Here is an 18,769-nt window from a genome sequence, read left to right on the forward strand (position 1 = left end):
ACTATGCGCCGAGTTCGATGGGCAATCGCCGTACTGATCATTGCAATAGCCGGATATGTCATAGGGAGTGGAGGTATGTGGGAGAGTATTAGCAACGATTTTATGAAGGAAGACACTCCTTATGGGCCTGGGGATTTTCGGATACGCAATGAGCAAGTGCTATCCATGAAACTTACAAATCCTGAAACTACTTTCAAGCATAGAACCGATGAAGAAGTGAATGCTAACGTCAAGCTTGAATACAGCGAGCGCTGGATGGCTAGTCCCTCTGAACGCGCCAATCGCCGTACTGTACGCATCCTGGCGGGAAATATCGAAGACGGGATCGAGCGACGCTTTGAAGAGCGGGCCCAGCAGGCAGACTGGTGGCTCTCTCCCGACTGGAGCACACTTTACCTGTCAACAGGCTGGTCAGATAGAACCGCTGGTCAGTTATCAGAGCAGAGTTATCGCTCTCAAGCTACTCAATTGTTTAGATCTACTGATCAGGGCGAATCCTGGGAAAAATTACGTTGGCCCGAACACCAGAACATCTCGGCGCTGCGTTTCCTAGATGCCCAGCGCGGTTATCTGATCGGTTGGGGCCCCCATATTTGGCGTACTGAGAACGGCGGTGAGCATTGGGAGGAAATTCCTGTTCCAGCAGGTGCACGCAACCCTGAAGACGAACGCCAGCGTTTCGATCTAGTCGCGCTAGGGCAGGATGACGCGCTGCGCATGGCGTTCTTCGATGAGGCCCGTGGCGAGAGCGTCATCTACTCGCTTCCGTGGGGCGAAGACGAACCAATCTTCGACGTAGCAATAGGTGATTATGGAGTTAACGACATCGCCGTCAATGAACAGGGCGAGGTCTATATTCTGGCCCGCAAAGGTCGCCCCATGTCCTTGATGCCCACGGAACAGCTGGTTCACCACCCCAGCTCTGTTTGGCATTGGAATGGCGAGCAGTTAGCCGAGCTGCATGAGTTCGATAGCGATCTGGTGGGCTATGCCCTGTACATAACGCCGGAAGAAGGGTTGTTGTTTGATGGTGTTAACGAAGGCAGTCTACTGGGTAATGATGTCACCGCCGTTAGCTACGATGGCGGCGGCGATTGGAAGATAGAAAACGAAGGGCGAAGTGCCGAGGGTGGCTATTATGATACCCGCACAGGCGAACGGTGGCGCGTCTCTGGTTATTCGCTATATCGACGAGAAATCCCTTGATTCATATCTAGGGCATCGCAAGAGTAACGCTTAGATATATGCCTTGCCTCCTCTTCTATCGGGCTAATCTATTTACCATGAAATACTAATGAGAACAGAGTAAGCGAATGTCTAACGTCCAACTTGGCCTCGTGGGTTTTGGTAAGATTGCGCACGACCAGCATCTTCCAGCAATAGCCGAAACTGCGAACTGCCAGCTTGTTGCTACGGCGGACCCGTATACGTCTTTGCAGGGGTTGCCTGGCTATCAAGATATGCAGGAGATGCTTGACGCTCACCCTGAAATCAATGCTGTAGCGATCTGTACGCCAACGCATCTTCGTTACACGCAGGCGCGCATGGCATTACTTCAGGGCAAGCATGTGCTGCTTGAAAAACCGCCAGGAGCTACGCTAAGCGAAGTTGAAAGTCTGGTTACTCTTGCAGCCGAGCAGGGAATGAGTCTTTTTGCCGCTTGGCACTCGCGGTTTGCACCTGGCGTGGCTCAGGCGCGTGATTGGCTGCGCGAACGGCAGGTGCAGCGAGTCGATATCGAGTGGAAAGAGGATGTGCGTGTATGGCATCCAGGCCAGCCATGGATTTGGCAACCCGGTGGTATGGGTGTATTCGATCCCGGTATCAATGCGCTTTCCATTGCCACAACGATCCTGCCGCAACCATTTTTCTTGCGACAGGGCATACTTCAGATACCCAGCAACTGCCAGACACCTATCGCCGCCGAGCTGGCTTTTACCGATGCTCAAAAGGCATCCATCAAGGCACATTTCGACTTTCGCCAAACCGGGCCGCAAACGTGGGATATCCATGTAAAAACCGATGATGGGGAGCTGAGCTTGACTCAGGGAGGAGGGCGCCTGGTAATCAATGGTGAGATAATCATCGATGCTGAGGAGCGCGAGTACGTCGAGCTTTATGCCCATTTTGTGTCGCTGATTGACGGCCAAAGGAGCGATGTAGACATATCTCCGCTACGTCACGTTGCCGACGCCTTTCTATACGGTCACCGTGAAACGGTCGATGCGTTTGCCGAGTAGGCGGTCGCCCAATACATACTCTTCTTGATCGAAGTGGCCCGACATGGGCCGGGCCACTTTCTGATCACTTGACGCCGCTCGGTGTATTGGAAGTGATCGTTCAAGGCTTGGGTCACGATCACTCAACTGGATCGATCTCGGTGCCCCAGTTGCTGATGATGTCTTTCACGAACGTGCCAGCGTCGGTCAGGTCTGAATCACTCCACTGGCCTGCAGGGTTTGCACCCGGTCTAATGATGGAGGCGCCTTCGTTTTTATCGCTTACCGCCCAGTTGAGGTGAGTGATGTTGTGCTCCGCGAGAAACGTCATCCAGTCACGGGTGCTTTGCTCATCAACGGCACCACCACCATCGGCATTGACGGCGCCCCACTCCGTTACCATCAAGGCCGCACCGTTATTCAGAGCGGTTTCGGCCTTGTTGCGCAAGGCTTGGCCGTGAGAGCCTGCATAAAAGTGCAGTGCATAGGCAATATTGCGGCCTTCGATCGGGTCGGTGGAGGCAATATCAACGTCTTGCGACCAGGTGGGTGTGCCCACCACGATCAGATTGTCGGGATCGATGTCACGGATAGCATCAATGACATCTACCGCATAAGGTTTGACGACATCGCTCCAGCTCACCTGCAGCGGCTCGTTATAGATTTCGTAAATCACGTTATCGTAGTTGCCATACTGCTGCGCCATTTGCTGAAAAAAGCGAATAGCGTCTTCTTTTTTATCTTCACCGTGATGAGTGTGGAAATCGATAATGACATACATGTCATTGTCGATAGCCGCTTCAACAATCGTCTTCACTCGTTCGACGTTGGCCTCAGGATCTTGCAGGTAAGAGCCTCCTTCATCCGCGCCCATGGCAGCTCTTACGATAGTGGCATCCCAATCCTCCTTGAGCCACCGCACTACCTGGGCATTGTACATCTTCTCTTGGCCCCAACCGGTATTGCTCCAAAAGAGGCTATTACCGGCAAAGCTTCTGGCCTCTCCACCGCTCAGGATTTGATTGCCTTCGACACTCAAGGGGGGAACGGCCGCTTGGGCAATCGCGATCACGTTCGCCCCTATCGCGATAGAAATGAGTGCAGGTTTGAACCAGCTACTTAGTGAGTAATACATTGTGTATTCCCTTGTTAAGAGATAGGTAGTCTTTTACGAAACGTCTGACAATAAATAGACGTTAAGAAAAGTTTAGTCTTTATGTGAGGAAATACCTTGTAGCCGATCAAAAAACGCTAATTGGCATGCCCCCTCACGAACCATGTGTCAGTGGTAAACAAAAAAATGCTAATAAAACATCGCTTAAGAAATATGATGGCATACTATAAATTTCTATAAATATATGTAATTTATAGTTTTTTTGTTTTTATGGCAAAAGTTGGTATGCCCGCTGCAATATCCTGAGCAAGAACGCAGCATCAGGATGATTGTTGGTTCTTGGCTAAATGTTCCTTACGTGAATTACTGAAATTACTGAAGTAACAGAAAGCAAATTATTTAGGAGGCATGACCATGAAAAAGGAAGCTCTGAAGAAACTAGGTATCCTGGGCGTTTCGTTTGGCCTGATGGCTAGCCCGCTGGCCTTTGCGCAAGTAGAGGGTGGTGCTGAGCAAGAACCCATGCCGCAGGAAGAGCCGATGCAGGATGAGCAAGGCAACTTCAACTCTTACGATACCACGCAGGACCAAGACCAAGGTGTCACTACCGAGTATGAAGAGGAAGAGCAAGAATTCACTTACGAAGAAGAGGAAGAGGAGCAGGAATACGAGCCCGCAGAGACCGATAGCGACGATTCCCAGTGGTAATACCACTCCCTAAAGGATTGACTCTTTTTTCGGCTCACGGATGAGCCACGAGATGCCCCGCCGATTGCGGGGCATCTTTGCGTTTAAACCCCCGCTTAGAGCCACCACGTTTATAGGCTATTGTTAAACGGGATCAATCACCTGATCCGTTATGACAATAAGGATGTCTATCGTGGTGAACTGGAAAGAAATTCCGCAGCTTCCCAAGGCCGAAGGGCGAATAGACGCCATTGACCTGGCGCGAGGCATCGCGATTGCCCTGATGATCGTAAGCCATGCGGTCAGTGGCCTGGTGGGCATACGTAATGTGCCCGACTGGGGCATGGTGCCCGTACACTTTTTGACTAAATTCTCCTCGTCGCTGTTCATTCTGGTATTTGGCGTGGCGCTTGCCGTGGCTTTTCTGGCCCATACGCAAACCGAGCAGTGGCCAAAACGTCGTTTGAAACTGTGGCTTCGCGCGCTGGAGGTCTGGTTCTGGTACAAGATGCTTATCGTGGTCGAGATGCTGCCGTTCAGCGCGCCCGGCGATATTGTCGATACGCTGCTTTACGGCCGTTTTGCCATCTGGGTCGAGATTCTCGGCTTTTATGCCATTGCGCTACTTTGGGTGCCGTTGATTCTGCCGCTGTGGGCACGTGCGCCACTATGGGGGCGAATCGCTACCATCGTGGGTCTTGTGCTGCTTTCCGCCTGGCTTCAGGGCGTAAGCTTCGGCGGCAATGATATTCTCAAAGCGCTTCTGGTAGATCACCAGGATCATTACGCCTGGGGACAGATTAGCCGGGCGCCGCTGATTTTTATCGGCCTGCTGATGGGTGAGGCGCTGCTGCGCTGCTACTTTAGCGCCCGCCTCCGCCGTCGCCTGGTGTTAACACTGATGGGCGCAGGCGCGCTGATGATTGCGGCATTTTATGGGGTCGCACTTGTCGAAGGCGACGTTCATGCTGCCATGATGGCTGTGGCCCTTAACGCCGGCAAGCACCCGCCAGGGCTTGCGTTCATGCTGTTCAGCGTGGGCGGCGCACTGATACTGCTGGGACTCGCCTTGGCTGACGGCGCGCTGGCGGCGAGGGTGCTCCTGCCGCTGACCATCGTGGGCAGCGATGCGCTCAAAGCGTTTATTTTTCATATTGTGATGATTTTTCTGGTGCTGCGTTTTCTTCTGGAGGGCGAGGGTATGTACACCTATCCACAGGCACTGGGCGTTGGGGGCTTGCTGATACTTGGCGCCGCCGCCTGGATATGGCTGACCCGCTGGATGACGAAGCACCGTTAGGAGGTAGTTTGCGATTACTAACATGCTGGTGTGTCGGCGTGGCACTGATACTGGCCATGCCGTTCTCAGCCGTAGCACAGGAAGTGGAGCCCTCGGGCCACTGGCAGCAGGGGTTGAACGACCGCATGGCGGCTATTGAGGAGGGGTTTGGAGGCGAACTTGGTGTATATGTACAAGACCTGGCCACTGGAGATGCCTACTCCTGGCGGGCTGACCAGCCCTGGTACCTCGCCTCGCTGGTCAAGATACCGATCGCTGCGCAGGTGCTGGCCGAGCGCCAGGCGGGCACGCTGACCCTTGATCAGCGCCTGACACTTGCGCAAAGCGACTTCGTGGATGGCGCGGGCCCGGTGATCTGGCATGAGCCCGGCACGCGGATCTCCATTCGTTACCTGCTGGAGCAGATGATCACCGTCAGTGATAACACGGCTTCCGATATGCTGATCAATCGGGTGGGGCTGGATGCCGTTAATGCCCGGGCACGCGCGATGGTCGCCGCCGGCGGCGGCAAGTCCGAAGAGATAGGCCCCATTACCCGGCTGGTGGGCGTGCGCCAGGGAGTTTACGGACAGCTGCATCCGGATGCCCGCACGCTGGGCGGCATGGACTTTATCGCCTTGCGTCGCAACCCCATAAGCCAACGTCCGGCCGCGCTTGCACAGTTACTGGGTGTCAGCCCCGCTGCGCTACATCAGCCTGACTACGACCACGCCTATGATGCGTATGAGGCAAGCGGAGAAAATGTCGGTACGTTACGTGCCTACGGTGGCATGCTGGCAAGTCTTGAACAAGGCGGCCAGGATGACCTGAATGCCACTCAGCGCGAGACGCTATTGGAGATCATGCGGCGAACCCGCTCCGGCGAGCAACGCTTGAAAGCGGGCCTGGGTGAGGGCGTAAGCTTTGCCCATAAAACCGGCACCCAGCATCGGCGAAGCTGCGATGCGGGCATAGCCTCGCGGGAAGAAGTCGGTGCTGACGGGCCTTGGGTGGTCGTTGCCTGTAGCCGTGGTCCCATCGAGATCAGCGAACACGAACACGCCCTGGCCCGCGTCGGCGCGGCGCTGCGTGAAAGCGGCGCTATCGGCACGCCGTGAAGGGCGGCTAATACCGTCAGGAGCGTGATAAACTAGCGCTTGGCTATCTACATTCAATGCAAAAGGAGTTCGTTATGGCCCGTGCCAGCGCCCGTCATATCTTGGTGAACAGTGAAGAGCAGTGTTTAGCGCTCAAGCAGGAAATCGAAAATGGTCGCGACTTCGCGGAAGTAGCCAAGCAGCACTCAAGCTGCCCTTCCGGCCGTCAGGGCGGTGACCTTGGCAGCTTTGGCCCCGGCCAGATGGTGCCCGAGTTCGATAAAGTGGTGTTCAGCGGTGAGTTGAACCAGGTTCACGGCCCGGTAAAAACCCAGTTTGGCTACCACCTGCTCGAAATTACTGACCGCACTTAAGCGGGCAGTTTCCAGATAGCCGTGCAGGCGCGATTCCGCGCTGCCCGGCTATTTTTTGGCCTGCCTTAGAAACTACCTCAAACGTTCACCGTATGCCGGAGCGTGAGGAGTACGCCTTGAACGACCCCATTATTGCGATTAACGGCCTGAACAAGACCTACCAGGGCGGTTTTCAGGCGCTCACGCGAGTGGACCTGACCATTCAGCGTGGCGAGATTTTTGCCCTGCTTGGCCCCAACGGTGCGGGCAAGACCACCCTGATCAGCGTGGTGTGCGGGCTGGTGAACCCGACCCAGGGCGAAGTGGTGATCGACGGCTTTGATAGCGTGCGCGACTACCGTCAGGCGCGCGAGCGCATCGGCCTGGTGCCTCAGGAGTTGACCAACGAAGCCTTTGAAACGGTATGGAACACGGTCAGCTTCAGCCGCGGCCTGTTCGGCAAGGCGCCTGACCCTGCGCATATCGAGAAGGTGTTGAAGTCGCTGGCGCTGTGGGACAAGCGTGATAACCGCCTGATGACGCTTTCCGGCGGCATGAAGCGCCGCGTGCTGATTGCCAAGGCGCTCTCCCACGAACCGCGCATCCTGTTTCTGGATGAGCCCACCGCCGGGGTGGATGTAGAGCTTCGCCGGGATATGTGGGAAGTGGTGCGCGGACTGCGCGAAAGCGGCGTGACGATCATTCTCACCACCCACTACATTGAAGAGGCCGAAGAGATGGCCGACCGCATCGGGGTGATCAATCGCGGTGAGATCGTGCTGGTAGAAGAAAAAGCGGCGTTGATGCAGAAGCTGGGCAGCAAGCAGCTGACCCTGCAGCTGCAAACGCCACTCGACGAGCTGCCCGGCGCGCTTCAGGTAGAAGCGTTGAGCCTGGCCGCCGATGGCCATGAGCTGGTGTACACCTACGATGGCCGCCAGGCCGAAGAGGGCCACGGCATTCCGGCGCTGCTGGCCACGCTCGAGCGTGAAGGCATCACCTTCCAGGACCTGCATACGCGGCAGAGCTCGCTTGAAGATATCTTTGTCGATCTGGTCAAGGAGCGCGCATGAACCTCTATCCTGTTCGCGCCATCTACATGGCGGAAATGGCGCGTACCCGGCGCACCATGCTACAGAGCATCGTCTCGCCGGTGATCTCCACCTCGCTCTATTTCGTGGTATTTGGCGCGGCGATTGGCTCACGGATCAGCGAGATTGGTGGGGTAAGCTATGGTGCCTTTATCGTGCCGGGCCTGATCATGCTGATGCTACTGACCCAGAGCGTCTCCAACGCGTCGTTCGGCATCTTCTTTCCCAAGTTTTCGGGCAGCATCTACGAAATACTGTCGGCCCCCATCTCGTACCTTGAGGTAGTGATTGGTTACGTGGGGGCGGCGGCGTCGAAGTCGATTCTGCTGGGGCTGATTATTCTGGCCACCTCGAGTTTCTTCGTACCGCTGGAGATTGCGCACCCATTCTGGATGCTGACGTTTCTGGTGCTGACGGCGGTTACCTTCAGCCTGCTGGGCTTTATCATCGGTATCTGGGCGGACGGCTTCGACAAGCTCCAGCTGGTGCCGCTGTTGGTCATCACGCCGCTTACCTTTCTGGGCGGCAGTTTCTACTCCATCGATATGCTGCCGCCTTTCTGGCAGAACGTGACGCTTGCCAATCCGGTGGTCTATCTGGTCAGCGGTTTCCGGTGGAGCTTCTACGGCATCAGCGATGTCAGCATCGTGGCGAGTGTGGCCATGATTTCGCTGTTTCTGATCGCAAGCCTTGCCACCATTGCCTGGATTTTCCGCACCGGCTACCGCCTGAAGCCGTAATCCGCGTGCTTGTTTAAACCTTTGGAGCTGATACCCGCTTATGCCGCTACTGCACAGCATTGTTCATCGCCTGGACCCGACGCTTGATGGCGAACGCCTTACGCTGACCGCCGCGCCAGCGCCTGCGCAAAGCGATGACCCGGTCATGGCGAGCCTGGTGAATACGCTCAACGATACCTACAACACCAAGGCCAAGGGCTGGGGCAGCTTTGCCGAGCAGGGCGACCAGTCAGGCCCGCTGCTTGCCTGGCTGCGGGCTTACCTGGCCGGCGAACAGGACTTTACCCAGCTTTCGACCGCTATTGCCGAGCGCCTGGCCCGTGAGTTGCAGGCGCAGCTGTCGGTGAGCGGCTATCTACTGATGGCGCATATCCGTCAAGGCGATACCGAAACCCTGTTCATGGCCCTGGTGCACCAGCGTGAAGGGATCGGTATTGGTGAGGCTCACCAGGCCGTGCCCGCCGCCCAGCTCAACGTAAGCCAACTGACGCTGGCGGCGCGTATCAACCTGACTCAGTGGCAGAGCGACACGCCGGGCACTCAGTACGTGTCGTTTCTCAAGGACCGCGGCGGCAAGAAGCTGGCCGAAGGCATGACGGCGCTGTTGGGCATGGAAGAGGGCATTGACGCGCCGGCGGAGACCCGTACGCTGCTCAAGGCCTTCAGCGACTATGTCGAGAAAGAGGATCTTGACGAAGACGCCAGCCGCGAGAAAACCGATACCCTGGTGGACTACGCCAACGAGCAGTTGCGCCGCGGCGAGCCCATGACGCTGGAAACCCTTTCGGAGCTGGTGGACGAGCAGCAGCCCAAGGCGTTTTACGAACATATCCGCAACGTGGATTACGGCCTGGCTGCCGAGATCCCGCCGGACAAACGCACGATCAGCCAGTTTCGCCGCTTTACCGGGCGTGCCGGCGGGGTGTCCATCAGCTTTGACTCGCACCTGCTGGGTTCCAGTATCGAGTACGACGAAGGCCAGGACCGGTTGATCATCAAGCAGGTGCCCAAGCAGTTGAAAGAGCAGCTTGCCAAGCGCAAGTCGTGAATGGTGGGTGGTGGGGCTGCTGGAGTAAAGCGTGGTTGGGCACTTCGCTGGTTGTTTGGCGTCGAACGGTTAGAGTCACGTATCATCAGGAGAGAACCTCATGCTGGATGCGATTACCCACTTCTTTCAACGTGCCCTGGCTGAACCCGAACGGCGCGACAATCATGCGCTGACGCTGGAGCTGGCCACCGCGGCGCTGCTGTGCGAAGTGATGCGTGCCGACTATCACTCAAGCGATGCCGAGCGGGCAGCGCTGAAGCAGATGCTGACCCGCCGCTACCGGCTAAGCGAGCGTGAGGTTGAAGAGTTGATGGCGCTTGCCGAAGCGGAAGTGGACGAGGCGGTGGATCATTATCAGTTCGTCAGCCTGGTCAAGGAGCACTACAGCTACGCTCAGCGTTGCGAGCTGGTGGCACTGATGTGGCAGTTGGCCTGGGCCGATGGCAGCATCGACCCGCTGGAGGAGCACCGCATTCGCCGCCTGGCGGATCTACTTTACGTCAGCCATGGCGACTTTATTCGTACCAAGCTGCAGGTAAAGGAGCGCCAGGACGCGCATGAGTGAATCCTCCGAAACAACCAACCTCACCGAACTTATCCAAGCCATGGAGCAGATGGAACACGATGCACCCAAGGTAAGCGTTGAGGATATTGTCAACGCCGTGGGCCGTCGCTCCTTCGGGCCGCTTTTATTGATTGCCGGGCTGATTACCCTGGCGCCGGTCATCGGTGACATACCCGGGATGCCGACATTAATGGCGGCCCTGGTACTGCTTGTTTCAACTCAGCTATTGGCGGGCAGGAAAACGTTTTGGCTCCCCAGATGGCTGCTGAATCGTTCGGTCTCTCGCAAGGGGTTTGATAAAGCCATTCGAGCCATGAAAAAACCTGCTCGCTGGGTTGATGGCCTGCTGGGCACGCGCTTCAAGTGGATGAGTGGCTACGTGGGTATTCGCGCCACGGCGCTTGCCTGCCTGCTGGTGGCGCTAGCCATGCCGCCCATGGAGTTCGTTCCCTTTACTGCCAATGGGGCGGGGCTTGCGCTCACTCTGTTTGGCCTGGGGTTGGTCGCACGCGACGGACTGGTGCTTTCGCTGGGCTTTCTGATTACCATTGCCACGTTTGTGGCAATTCTCATGTACCTTCTATAACGCGCTATAAACACCCCCATCCCCTATTGGCCAGTACAGGAACGCTGCTATGCCTGACCCGTTGAGTCCACCCCCGCCCAAGGCACCCGAGGAGCAGTCAGCCTGGGAACGGCGCATTGAAACTGCTCTCTGGAACTCGCGATTTCTGGTGATGCTTGCGATAGTGCCTAGCCTGCTGGGCTCCCTGGCGCTGTTTGTGGTGGGCACCCTGGATATTTTTGAGGTGGTAGGCGATGTGATCCGCTACTACCTGCTTGGCGGCACTCAGGATATTCATGCAAACCTTGTGCCGGATATCATTATTGCGGTTGATATATACCTGATCGCGATCGTGCTGATGATTTTCGGGCTGGGGCTCTATCGGCTGTTCGTATCGCGAATCGATCAGGCGGAAACGCGCTACCCCGCCCACCCCTTCAACGTGAGCTCGCTTGACCAGTTAAAAGACAAGATTGCTCGTGTGGTCATTCTCGCGGTGATCATCGAGTTCTTTCGCGCCGTAGTGGATATTCGTTTTACCACCCCGCTCGAGGCAATCTGCCTGGCGCTTTCCGTATTGGCGTTAGCCGCTGCCCTCTATTTGATGAGCAAATCGCATAAGGGTGGATAGCTTACGTATGGGGATTAGCGGGGTTGTAACAAGCTGACCACCAGCTGATTCAACTGCTGTTGAAACTGCCCGCCGGGTGAGGGCGGGGTCGGGTCTGAGGTGATGACCACCGTCATGGCCCGCTCGGGGATCACGTACAGTGCCTGGCCGCCATAGCCGCGCCCGTAATAGGCAGGCGTTTCGGCTAGCTGAGTAATGAACCAGCCAAACCCGTAGCCATCGCCTGTCCAGGGGGAGGTGCCACGCGGCGTCCAGGAAGCCTCCACCCAGCCTTCGGGCAGTACGCGCTTGTTCCCAATCATTCCATCATTGCGGTAAAGCTCACCTACTTCGATCAAGGCGCGCGGCGAAAGCTGCATATCATTACCGCCAAAGTAAATGCCCTGCGGATCACGCAGCCAAGGAGGGATGGTAATATTCAGCGGCTCGCCCAGCAGGCGCTGCGCAAGCGCATGCGTGGTTTCTCCGCTGGCGTGCGTCAGCGCCGCCGAAAGCAGGTGGCTGGTGCCGGTGGAGTAGAGCATCCGCCCGCCGGGTTCATCCACGAACGGGCGGGTCAGCGCATCGTTGACCCAGTTGCCGCTCGCTACCCAGGCGCTGTAATTGCCACCCGAGGTGCGCTCAAGCCCTGCCTGCTGAGCAAGCAGGTGCGCCACGGTAATATCGTTCACCCGTGGGTCGAGGTTGGCTGGCAGCTGTTCACCGAACAGCGCCACCATGGGCTGCTCGACGGATTCGACGATACCTTCTTCAATCGCTGCGCCGGTCACCGCCGCCAGTACTGTCTTGGAAAGTGACTTGATGTTGGCAGGGGAGGCCACACCGGGGCCGCTCTGGTAGTGCTCATGAATGATCTCGCCCTCATAGGCCACTACCAGCGTATGCAGACGCGAAAGTTTACCGGCGGCCTCATCAAGCGCGGCCAAGGTAGCAGGCTCGGGCGGCTGCGCATGGGCACCCTGGACTCCCAGCAAGGCCCATACCCAACAGGCTAGCCATATACGTTTTTGCATAAGCCATTTCCTCGCACACTGTGGTGACACGCGTGAAGCTCACGCCGGTGGGCCAGCCCCCAGAATAGGCGTCGAAGACGAAAAGAAAAATGTTCTTGGCAGAAAATATGCCTGGATTATGCAAAGAGTGGAAAAGCCTGCTAGGCTAAAGGCGTTATCGAGACGTAAGCAACCCTTTGATTTCACCCAAAACGCAAACTAGCAAGGAGCGCCGACATGCGTAATATCATCTATATCGTAGGTCTGATCGTCGTTGTACTGTTCATTCTCTCAATGCTCGGCCTGCGTTAATCACGCTAACAAAAAGCCCACAGGCCATGCCTGTGGGCTTTTTTGTGGGTGCAATTCTCAATCATGGCGTACACGTCAAGCGCAGTCGGCCGCGCCCTGGCCGAACATGTCGAACATCAGCTCCCGCCCCATCGCCGTCAGCACAAAGCGCCCATAGGCGTTGAAAGTAGCCGCGTCACTTGCTTCTAGAATCCTCTGGTACGCTACCCATTCAGGTACGTTGACGCACAGGGTATTCAGCTCAGCTTTACTCAGGCCGCGCTGGGTCAGGGTAATGCTTTCAAGCACGTGCCCGTTATCATAAAGCACTTCTGCCATCCAGGAGAGGCAATGGCGAAGGCTACGCTGGGCATTAACGGCGGGCGTTTGACTAAAATCGTAAGCGTACTGAGCGAACATGGTGCAGGGTCCTGCAAGCGGCGCGAGCGGATGTGCTGACGGTATCTTAAGGCAGGATTGGTGTTAGACCAAGGTATATATTAACATCGGGCATTATTTATGATTTGAAAATTTAACATTTTGTAAAGTGCTGATGAAAATCTTCTACAGAAGCTTATTGTTCATAAAATTGAAGTAAAAGACATTTACTACGTAGATAGATAACAAATATTAATATTAAAAAGGCTGTTCGTAATATTCAAACAGTCGTTTGCTGAGTTGGTGTTTCAATGACGTTTACAAACGTGTCGATATAGCGATAAGGATAAGTAAAGGATTTTTTTATATTTACATAAGGTGAGTGAATCGTGAGGATAAAAGATAGCTAGCTAATAGAGCAGTTTTATCTTGGATTTACATTGCATAAAATAACAATCTGATACATAAAAATGATTAATAATACTGAAATTAGGGTAAAAGTTGCCGAGGCTATAAGTAGAGAGACAAGCACCGAATATGGCTTGCTAGCAGCCATGACACCTTTTGTTTCTCATGGTCGGCTGCAAGAGGCATTGACTCGGCTGCAGAACGGAACGTCTTGATGATAATGCTTCTTTTTGAACGCCTTGCCATCTAGCCGGAAAGGGCTGGCGCTAGTGCCATAGCCAGCAGTGATGCGAAACCAAGGTAGTATGAGATCAAGCTAGAGCGCGTGGCAACTGTGATTGGCTTGGTAACAAAGAGGCTTGGGGCTATAGATGGGGTCATCTTTGAAGGAGCGTTTTGCAATGACTGAAAATCGTATAGAGCAAACAGTTGAGTGCTATCACACGCAGTTTGCAGCGATAGAAAATCTGGTGGCTCAAATGAAACAAACAAGTGCCTATTTAACCCAGCAGTTTGCCGCGCTCGGGCAGGCCAGCCAGCGCTAAAGTTTTTCTCCAGGCAGTCGATAAAGTCTTTAACTGCGTTTCTCTACTATTTTATAAGGGGCTGAACCTCATGGCATCGATTTCTGCACTAGGTGTAGGTTCTGGGTTGGATCTATCTGGTTTGGTGGATCAGCTCAAAGCAGCCGAACGCCAAAAGCTCGTTCCCATCCTTGAGCAACAAAGCGCTCAAAAAACCAAGATATCTGCTTATGGCCGCCTTCAATCGGCAATGGACAGGGTACAAACGGCTGTCGTCAAACTAAATGACCTTGCCACTTTCAAACAGCAAAAAAGTACGGTGACGGGAGAAGGGGTACTGGCGGCGGCGAGCGAAAAGGCCAATCCAGGCCGTTATGAAGTGACGGTTACCCAACTGGCCCGGGGAGGCAGCGCTGCTTCCAATAGCGTGGCGCTGGATCAGGAACTCACAGCCGCTGATACGAAGTTGACGCTTAATTTTGGTGCTGACGGTACTCAAAAAAGCCATGAGGTCAGTATCAAGGCAGGCAGTACGCTGGCTGATGTTCGTGATCAGATCAATGCGGATAAAGAATCTGGCGTTACGGCTTCTCTCATCAATGATGGCTCGGGGTATCGCCTCGCGTTGAGCTCCAAGGAAACGGGCAAAGACGCTTCGCTGACGGGCTTCTCGGGACTGACATCTTTATCAATGGACCCAGCTACGCTACGTGCAGGCCAGGATGCTGAGTTGAACGTCAATGGTATTGCGATTACGAGCAAAACCAACCGGGTGGAAGAGGCTATTCAGGGAGTAACGCTCAACCTGACCGCCGTCTCTCAGAGCCCCTCTACCCTGGTGATCGAGCGCGATGATAACTCCCTGAAGGAGGCGATCAATGCGTTTGTAAGTAACTACAATGAGATGAAATCCACCGTTGGACGTATGACCCAATTTAACGGTGCAGGTGAGACGTCTGGAGAGCTGGTAGGGGATCGTACCGTTCGTACCATCGAAAATCGCCTTCGTCAGGATATAACGGGCAATTTTGGAACGGGCGATATAACGCGACTTTCTCAAATGGGCATCGATATCGATAAGCAAGGCCGTCTCAAGGTCGATGAGGCCAAGCTGGATGAGGCAATCGCCAACAACTCCGAGGGCTTAGCTGCCTTTTTCGCGGGCGACACGAAAGAAGGCGGTTTGGCAGGGCGCATGAGCGCTACCTTGAAAGAAATAACCGCGGATGAAGGCATCATCAAGAGCTCCATTGGTAGTGCTGAGTTGCGGATAGATAGTCTGGATCAGCGCAAGCTACGTATGGAGGCCAGTATTGAGCGAAGCACTGAGCGTTACCGTAAGCAGTTTGCAGTGCTAGACGGCATGATTGCCCAGATGAATTCCATGAGTAGTTACCTGGGTCAGCAGTTCGATCTGATGAGCAACATGCAGAAGAAATAGCCTGCTTCGTTGCAGTTGGTTACATAAAAGTGCGGGTTTTTATTAAAGAATTGGCGAGAGGGGCCGTTATTTAGAATAACGGCGATGAACGCATCGCATAGCCGGCCCCTAGGCCAGACAAATTTCCAGGAGCACTTCCATGTCTGTAATCAACACCAACATCACCTCCATGATTGGTCAGAACAACCTGCGCTCCTCGCAGAGCATGCTGGCCCAGGCACAAGAGCGCCTTTCTTCTGGTCTGCGTATCAACAGCGCTTCTGACGATGCGGCCGGCCAAGCCATCGCCAACAAGATGACTGCTCAGATCAAGGGCATGGATCAGGCTAGCCGTAACGCCAGCGACGGTATCTCTCTGGTTCAGACCATGGAAGGTGGTCTTGATCAGGTCAACGATAACCTTCAGCGTATTCGTGAGCTTGCGGTGCAGGGCGCCAACGACACGAACACTGCCGATGATCGCGCCGCCATCACTACCGAGATCAACGAGCGTCTGGCAGAAATCGACCGCGTTGCGGGTAGCAACAACTTCAACGGCACTAACCTGCTGAACGTAGCCAGTGGCGCTGGTGCAGCACTGAATATTCAGGTCGGTTCCAACACTACCGATCAGGACGTTATTACGGTTCAACGAATCGACGCAACCGTAAGTGGCCTGGGTCTGGAAACGGCAGCATCTGGTGCTGCTGCTGCAGCAGTAGCAGGGGGCACGTTCAACGTTGCTGATGCTTCTGGCGGCGCAACTCACGCTGAGTTCCAGACACTCATTAATGCAGTAGATACCGCTACCAAGTCACTCGACACCAACCGTGCCACCTTGGGTGCTACGCTCAACCGTTTCGACTCGGTTATCGACAACCTGGCGACCACGACGACTAACCTTTCTGAAGCGCGTTCGCGTATCGAAGATGCTGACTACGCAGTGGAAGTGTCCAACATGACGCGTGCCAACATTCTTCAGCAGGCCGGTACGTCCATGCTGGCCCAGGCCAACCAGACCCCGCAGTCTGTGCTGTCTCTGTTGGGCTAATAGCCTAGGCGGTTATGTTGCTTGGATGAATCCAAAAACGGGGCCAGTAGGCCCCGTTTTTTGTTTGGGACTGTCATTCTTAAAGCATCGAGCACCTGCAGCGGGGGGCATCAGAATTCACCGGCGCGGTGAGCCGCTCATGCAGGGCAAGCGATAAAAAAAGCAGGTATTTTTTAAAGTAATTGCCGCTGCTGCCGTTAATTATAACAACGGCGATGCAAGCGCCGCTGAACAGGCCGCTAGGCCAGTTAAATTCTGAGGAGCACTTACATGTCTGTCATCAACACTAACATCACTTCCATGATTGGCCAGAATAACCTGCGCTCTTCACAAAGCATGCTGGCTCAGGCACAAGAGCGTCTATCTTCCGGCCTGCGTATCAACAGCGCTTCTGACGACGCTGCTGGTCAAGCCATCGCCAACAAGATGACTGCACAGATCAAGGGTATGGACCAGGCGAGCCGTAACGCCAGCGACGGTATCTCCCTGGTTCAAACCATGGAAGGCGGTCTTGATCAGATCAACGACAACCTGCAACGTATTCGTGAGCTAGCGGTACAGGGCGCTAACGACACTAATACTGCAGATGACCGTGCCGCCATTACTACCGAGATCAACGAGCGTATCGCTGAAATCGATCGTGTCGCGGGTAGCAATAACTTCAACGGCACTAAACTGCTGGCCAGTGGCGCTTCTACAGCACTCAACATTCAGGTGGGTTCTAATACTTCCGATAACGACGTTATTACTGTTAATACAATCAACGCGTCTACCTCGGGTCTGGGTATTAGCGGTTCAGCAGCAGCGTTGTCTGGCAACTCTGGTGCTGACGCAACACACGCTAACTTCCGTACGCTGATTGATGATGTTGATGCCGCTGTCAAAACACTGGATGAGAACCGTGCCACTCTGGGTGCTACGCTTAACCGTTTTGACTCGGTAATCGATAACCTGGCAACAACGACCACCAATCTTTCTGAAGCGCGTTCGCGCATCGAAGATGCTGACTACGCGGTGGAAGTATCCAACATGACCCGTGCCAATATTCTTCAGCAGGCGGGTACTTCGATGCTGGCACAGGCTAACCAGACACCTCAGTCTGTGCTGTCTCTGCTGGGCTAATAACCTAGACAAACGTTTCGCGAATGACCGTAACGACGGGGCCAGCAGGCCCCGTTTTTTATATACCGCTCTTTTATAAGTAACAGGTAGCCTGTATCGACAGCAAAAGCATTTGGTACAGATAAGAAGCCAGCAGCATGGTTACCTTTTCTTACACAAAAATAGGCTTATTTTCTAAAGAAAGGGGCGCTGCTGCCGTTAATTATAACAACGGCGATGCAAGCGCCGCTGAGCAGGCCGCTAGGCCAGTTAAATTCTGAGGAGCATTTACATGTCTGTAATCAACACTAACATCACTTCCATGATCGGCCAGAACAACCTGCGCTCTTCACAAAGCATGCTGGCACAGGCGCAAGAGCGTCTCTCTTCCGGCCTGCGTATCAACAGCGCTTCTGATGATGCTGCCGGCCAGGCCATCGCCAACAAGATGACTGCCCAGATCAAGGGTATGGACCAGGCTAGCCGTAACGCCAGCGACGGTATCTCTCTGGTTCAGACCATGGAAGGCGGTCTTGACCAAGTTAACGACAACCTTCAGCGTATTCGTGAGCTGGCGGTACAGGGTGCCAACGACACGAACACTGCCGATGACCGTGCAGCCATCGAAACCGAAATCAACGAGCGTCTGGCAGAAATTGACCGCGTTGCGGGCAGCAACAACTTCAACGGTACTAACCTGTTGAACGTTGCTAGCGGTGCTACTACTGCGCTGAATATTCAGGTTGGTGCCAATACTGATTCTGAAGACGTTATTACTGTTAACCGCATCAATGCGACTGTGAGTGGTCTTGGCCTGTCTGGCGGCGGCATGTCCGGCTCCACATTTACCGCTGGCCCGGCGAGTGGTGCGCATAGCAACTTCCAGAGCCTGATCGACTCTGTTGATGCTGCCGTAAAATCTCTGGACACCAACCGTGCCACCCTGGGTGCTACGCTGAACCGTTTCGATTCTGTCATCGATAACCTGGCAACCACGACCACTAACCTTTCTGAAGCGCGTTCGCGCATCGAAGATGCTGACTACGCAGTGGAAGTATCGAACATGACGCGTGCCAACATTCTTCAGCAGGCGGGTACCTCCATGCTCGCACAGGCCAACCAGACGCCTCAGTCTGTACTGTCTCTGCTGGGCTAATACTCCAGTAGGCAGTAATGTTTCGCTAATGAAGCTAATGACGGGGCCTTTTAGGCCCC

Annotated in this window: 20 protein-coding genes; 17 read left to right on the top strand and 3 right to left on the bottom strand. The window is 54.7% G+C overall.

The window, feature by feature from the left end:
- Nucleotides 1–75 precede the first annotated feature (75 nt).
- Both B0H98_RS11500 and B0H98_RS11505 read left to right on the top strand, forming a co-directional pair.
- Complete coding sequence (locus B0H98_RS11500; protein ID WP_106375202.1) at nt 76–1,206, top strand: WD40/YVTN/BNR-like repeat-containing protein; 1,131 nt, start codon at nt 76–78, stop codon at nt 1,204–1,206.
- Between the two features lie 107 nt (nt 1,207–1,313).
- The gene (locus B0H98_RS11505) at nt 1,314–2,240 is read left to right on the top strand and encodes a Gfo/Idh/MocA family protein (RefSeq protein WP_106375203.1); all 927 of its coding nucleotides are present in this window, start codon (nt 1,314–1,316) and stop codon (nt 2,238–2,240) included.
- Between the two features lie 118 nt (nt 2,241–2,358).
- Here the strand turns inward: B0H98_RS11505 and B0H98_RS11510 are convergent, their stop codons facing one another.
- Nucleotides 2,359–3,354: a glycoside hydrolase family 5 protein gene (locus tag B0H98_RS11510; protein WP_106375204.1), complete on the bottom strand. Its 996-nt coding sequence runs from the start codon at nt 3,352–3,354 to the stop codon at nt 2,359–2,361.
- A 393-nt stretch (nt 3,355–3,747) separates the two neighbouring features.
- Here B0H98_RS11510 and B0H98_RS11515 point away from each other — a divergent pair, with 393 nt between their 5' ends.
- From B0H98_RS11515 to B0H98_RS11560, 10 genes are all read left to right on the top strand, one after another.
- Nucleotides 3,748–4,041: a hypothetical protein gene (locus B0H98_RS11515; protein ID WP_106375205.1), complete on the top strand. Its 294-nt coding sequence runs from the start codon at nt 3,748–3,750 to the stop codon at nt 4,039–4,041.
- Between the two features lie 163 nt (nt 4,042–4,204).
- Entirely contained in the window at nt 4,205–5,320 is a 1,116-nt protein-coding gene (gene opgC / locus B0H98_RS11520) for an OpgC domain-containing protein (protein ID WP_106375206.1), read from the top strand.
- Nucleotides 5,321–5,328: 8 nt separating this feature from the next.
- Entirely contained in the window at nt 5,329–6,417 is a 1,089-nt protein-coding gene (locus tag B0H98_RS11525) for a serine hydrolase (protein WP_244183115.1), read from the top strand.
- A gap of 74 nt (nt 6,418–6,491) precedes the next feature.
- On the top strand, nt 6,492–6,770 hold the full coding sequence (locus tag B0H98_RS11530; RefSeq protein ID WP_106375207.1) for a peptidylprolyl isomerase: 279 nt from the start codon (nt 6,492–6,494) through the stop codon (nt 6,768–6,770).
- A 116-nt stretch (nt 6,771–6,886) separates the two neighbouring features.
- A complete protein-coding gene (locus B0H98_RS11535; RefSeq protein ID WP_106375267.1) occupies nt 6,887–7,822 on the top strand; it encodes an ABC transporter ATP-binding protein in 936 nt (311 codons plus the stop codon).
- Nucleotides 7,819–8,580, top strand: a complete 762-nt coding sequence (locus B0H98_RS11540) for an ABC transporter permease (protein ID WP_106375208.1) — start codon at nt 7,819–7,821, stop codon at nt 8,578–8,580. The genes B0H98_RS11535 and B0H98_RS11540 overlap by 4 nt, the downstream gene beginning before the upstream one ends.
- 40 nt (nt 8,581–8,620) lie before the next feature.
- A complete protein-coding gene (gene yejK, locus B0H98_RS11545) occupies nt 8,621–9,628 on the top strand; it encodes a nucleoid-associated protein YejK (protein ID WP_106375209.1) in 1,008 nt (335 codons plus the stop codon).
- A gap of 100 nt (nt 9,629–9,728) precedes the next feature.
- Nucleotides 9,729–10,193, top strand: a complete 465-nt coding sequence (locus B0H98_RS11550) for a tellurite resistance TerB family protein (protein WP_106375210.1) — start codon at nt 9,729–9,731, stop codon at nt 10,191–10,193.
- Nucleotides 10,186–10,779, top strand: coding sequence for an exopolysaccharide biosynthesis protein (locus B0H98_RS11555; protein WP_106375211.1), 594 nt, complete (start codon nt 10,186–10,188; stop codon nt 10,777–10,779). Before B0H98_RS11550 ends, B0H98_RS11555 begins: the two co-directional genes overlap by 8 nt.
- 49 nt (nt 10,780–10,828) lie before the next feature.
- A complete protein-coding gene (locus B0H98_RS11560) occupies nt 10,829–11,389 on the top strand; it encodes a YqhA family protein (protein ID WP_106375212.1) in 561 nt (186 codons plus the stop codon).
- 14 nt (nt 11,390–11,403) lie between these two features.
- Here the strand turns inward: B0H98_RS11560 and B0H98_RS11565 are convergent, their stop codons facing one another.
- Together B0H98_RS11565 and B0H98_RS11570 are read right to left on the bottom strand one after the other, a co-directional pair.
- On the bottom strand, nt 11,404–12,402 hold the full coding sequence (locus tag B0H98_RS11565) for a serine hydrolase domain-containing protein (protein ID WP_106375213.1): 999 nt from the start codon (nt 12,400–12,402) through the stop codon (nt 11,404–11,406).
- Between the two features lie 366 nt (nt 12,403–12,768).
- On the bottom strand, nt 12,769–13,092 hold the full coding sequence (locus B0H98_RS11570) for a hypothetical protein (protein WP_106375214.1): 324 nt from the start codon (nt 13,090–13,092) through the stop codon (nt 12,769–12,771).
- 767 nt (nt 13,093–13,859) lie between these two features.
- Here B0H98_RS11570 and B0H98_RS11575 point away from each other — a divergent pair.
- From B0H98_RS11575 to B0H98_RS11595, 5 genes are all read left to right on the top strand, one after another.
- Nucleotides 13,860–14,003: a hypothetical protein gene (locus B0H98_RS11575; RefSeq protein ID WP_208623610.1), complete on the top strand. Its 144-nt coding sequence runs from the start codon at nt 13,860–13,862 to the stop codon at nt 14,001–14,003.
- 70 nt (nt 14,004–14,073) lie between these two features.
- Entirely contained in the window at nt 14,074–15,423 is a 1,350-nt protein-coding gene (gene fliD / locus B0H98_RS11580) for a flagellar filament capping protein FliD (RefSeq protein ID WP_106375215.1), read from the top strand.
- 139 nt (nt 15,424–15,562) lie between these two features.
- Nucleotides 15,563–16,453, top strand: a complete 891-nt coding sequence (locus tag B0H98_RS11585) for a flagellin N-terminal helical domain-containing protein (RefSeq protein WP_106375216.1) — start codon at nt 15,563–15,565, stop codon at nt 16,451–16,453.
- A gap of 270 nt (nt 16,454–16,723) precedes the next feature.
- Nucleotides 16,724–17,575 carry a flagellin N-terminal helical domain-containing protein gene (locus tag B0H98_RS11590; protein WP_106375217.1) on the top strand — a complete coding sequence of 284 codons (852 nt, stop codon included), beginning with the start codon at nt 16,724–16,726 and terminating at the stop codon, nt 17,573–17,575.
- A gap of 271 nt (nt 17,576–17,846) precedes the next feature.
- Nucleotides 17,847–18,710: a flagellin N-terminal helical domain-containing protein gene (locus B0H98_RS11595; protein WP_106375218.1), complete on the top strand. Its 864-nt coding sequence runs from the start codon at nt 17,847–17,849 to the stop codon at nt 18,708–18,710.
- The last annotated feature ends 59 nt before the right edge of the window (nt 18,711–18,769 follow it).

It is taken from the genome of Vreelandella songnenensis, from assembly GCF_003002925.1.
GTDB classification, from domain to species: Bacteria; Pseudomonadota; Gammaproteobacteria; order Pseudomonadales; family Halomonadaceae; genus Vreelandella; species Vreelandella songnenensis.

What these genes read in the sequence shown, in the direction of transcription:
- B0H98_RS11550 (WP_106375210.1), top strand. Translation starts at nt 9,729, where the DNA reads ATGCTGGATGCGATTACCCACTTCTTTCAACGTGCCCTGGCTGAACCC.
- B0H98_RS11530 (WP_106375207.1), top strand. Translation starts at nt 6,492, where the DNA reads ATGGCCCGTGCCAGCGCCCGTCATATCTTGGTGAACAGTGAAGAGCAG.
- B0H98_RS11540 (WP_106375208.1), top strand. Translation starts at nt 7,819, where the DNA reads ATGAACCTCTATCCTGTTCGCGCCATCTACATGGCGGAAATGGCGCGT.
- opgC (WP_106375206.1), top strand. Translation starts at nt 4,205, where the DNA reads ATGTCTATCGTGGTGAACTGGAAAGAAATTCCGCAGCTTCCCAAGGCC.
- B0H98_RS11570 (WP_106375214.1), bottom strand. Translation starts at nt 13,092, where the DNA reads ATGTTCGCTCAGTACGCTTACGATTTTAGTCAAACGCCCGCCGTTAAT.
- B0H98_RS11590 (WP_106375217.1), top strand. Translation starts at nt 16,724, where the DNA reads ATGTCTGTCATCAACACTAACATCACTTCCATGATTGGCCAGAATAAC.
- B0H98_RS11500 (WP_106375202.1), top strand. Translation starts at nt 76, where the DNA reads ATGTGGGAGAGTATTAGCAACGATTTTATGAAGGAAGACACTCCTTAT.
- B0H98_RS11595 (WP_106375218.1), top strand. Translation starts at nt 17,847, where the DNA reads ATGTCTGTAATCAACACTAACATCACTTCCATGATCGGCCAGAACAAC.
- B0H98_RS11515 (WP_106375205.1), top strand. Translation starts at nt 3,748, where the DNA reads ATGAAAAAGGAAGCTCTGAAGAAACTAGGTATCCTGGGCGTTTCGTTT.
- B0H98_RS11565 (WP_106375213.1), bottom strand. Translation starts at nt 12,402, where the DNA reads ATGCAAAAACGTATATGGCTAGCCTGTTGGGTATGGGCCTTGCTGGGA.
- yejK (WP_106375209.1), top strand. Translation starts at nt 8,621, where the DNA reads ATGCCGCTACTGCACAGCATTGTTCATCGCCTGGACCCGACGCTTGAT.
- B0H98_RS11560 (WP_106375212.1), top strand. Translation starts at nt 10,829, where the DNA reads ATGCCTGACCCGTTGAGTCCACCCCCGCCCAAGGCACCCGAGGAGCAG.
- fliD (WP_106375215.1), top strand. Translation starts at nt 14,074, where the DNA reads ATGGCATCGATTTCTGCACTAGGTGTAGGTTCTGGGTTGGATCTATCT.
- B0H98_RS11555 (WP_106375211.1), top strand. Translation starts at nt 10,186, where the DNA reads ATGAGTGAATCCTCCGAAACAACCAACCTCACCGAACTTATCCAAGCC.
- B0H98_RS11505 (WP_106375203.1), top strand. Translation starts at nt 1,314, where the DNA reads ATGTCTAACGTCCAACTTGGCCTCGTGGGTTTTGGTAAGATTGCGCAC.
- B0H98_RS11510 (WP_106375204.1), bottom strand. Translation starts at nt 3,354, where the DNA reads ATGTATTACTCACTAAGTAGCTGGTTCAAACCTGCACTCATTTCTATC.
- B0H98_RS11575 (WP_208623610.1), top strand. Translation starts at nt 13,860, where the DNA reads ATGACTGAAAATCGTATAGAGCAAACAGTTGAGTGCTATCACACGCAG.
- B0H98_RS11585 (WP_106375216.1), top strand. Translation starts at nt 15,563, where the DNA reads ATGTCTGTAATCAACACCAACATCACCTCCATGATTGGTCAGAACAAC.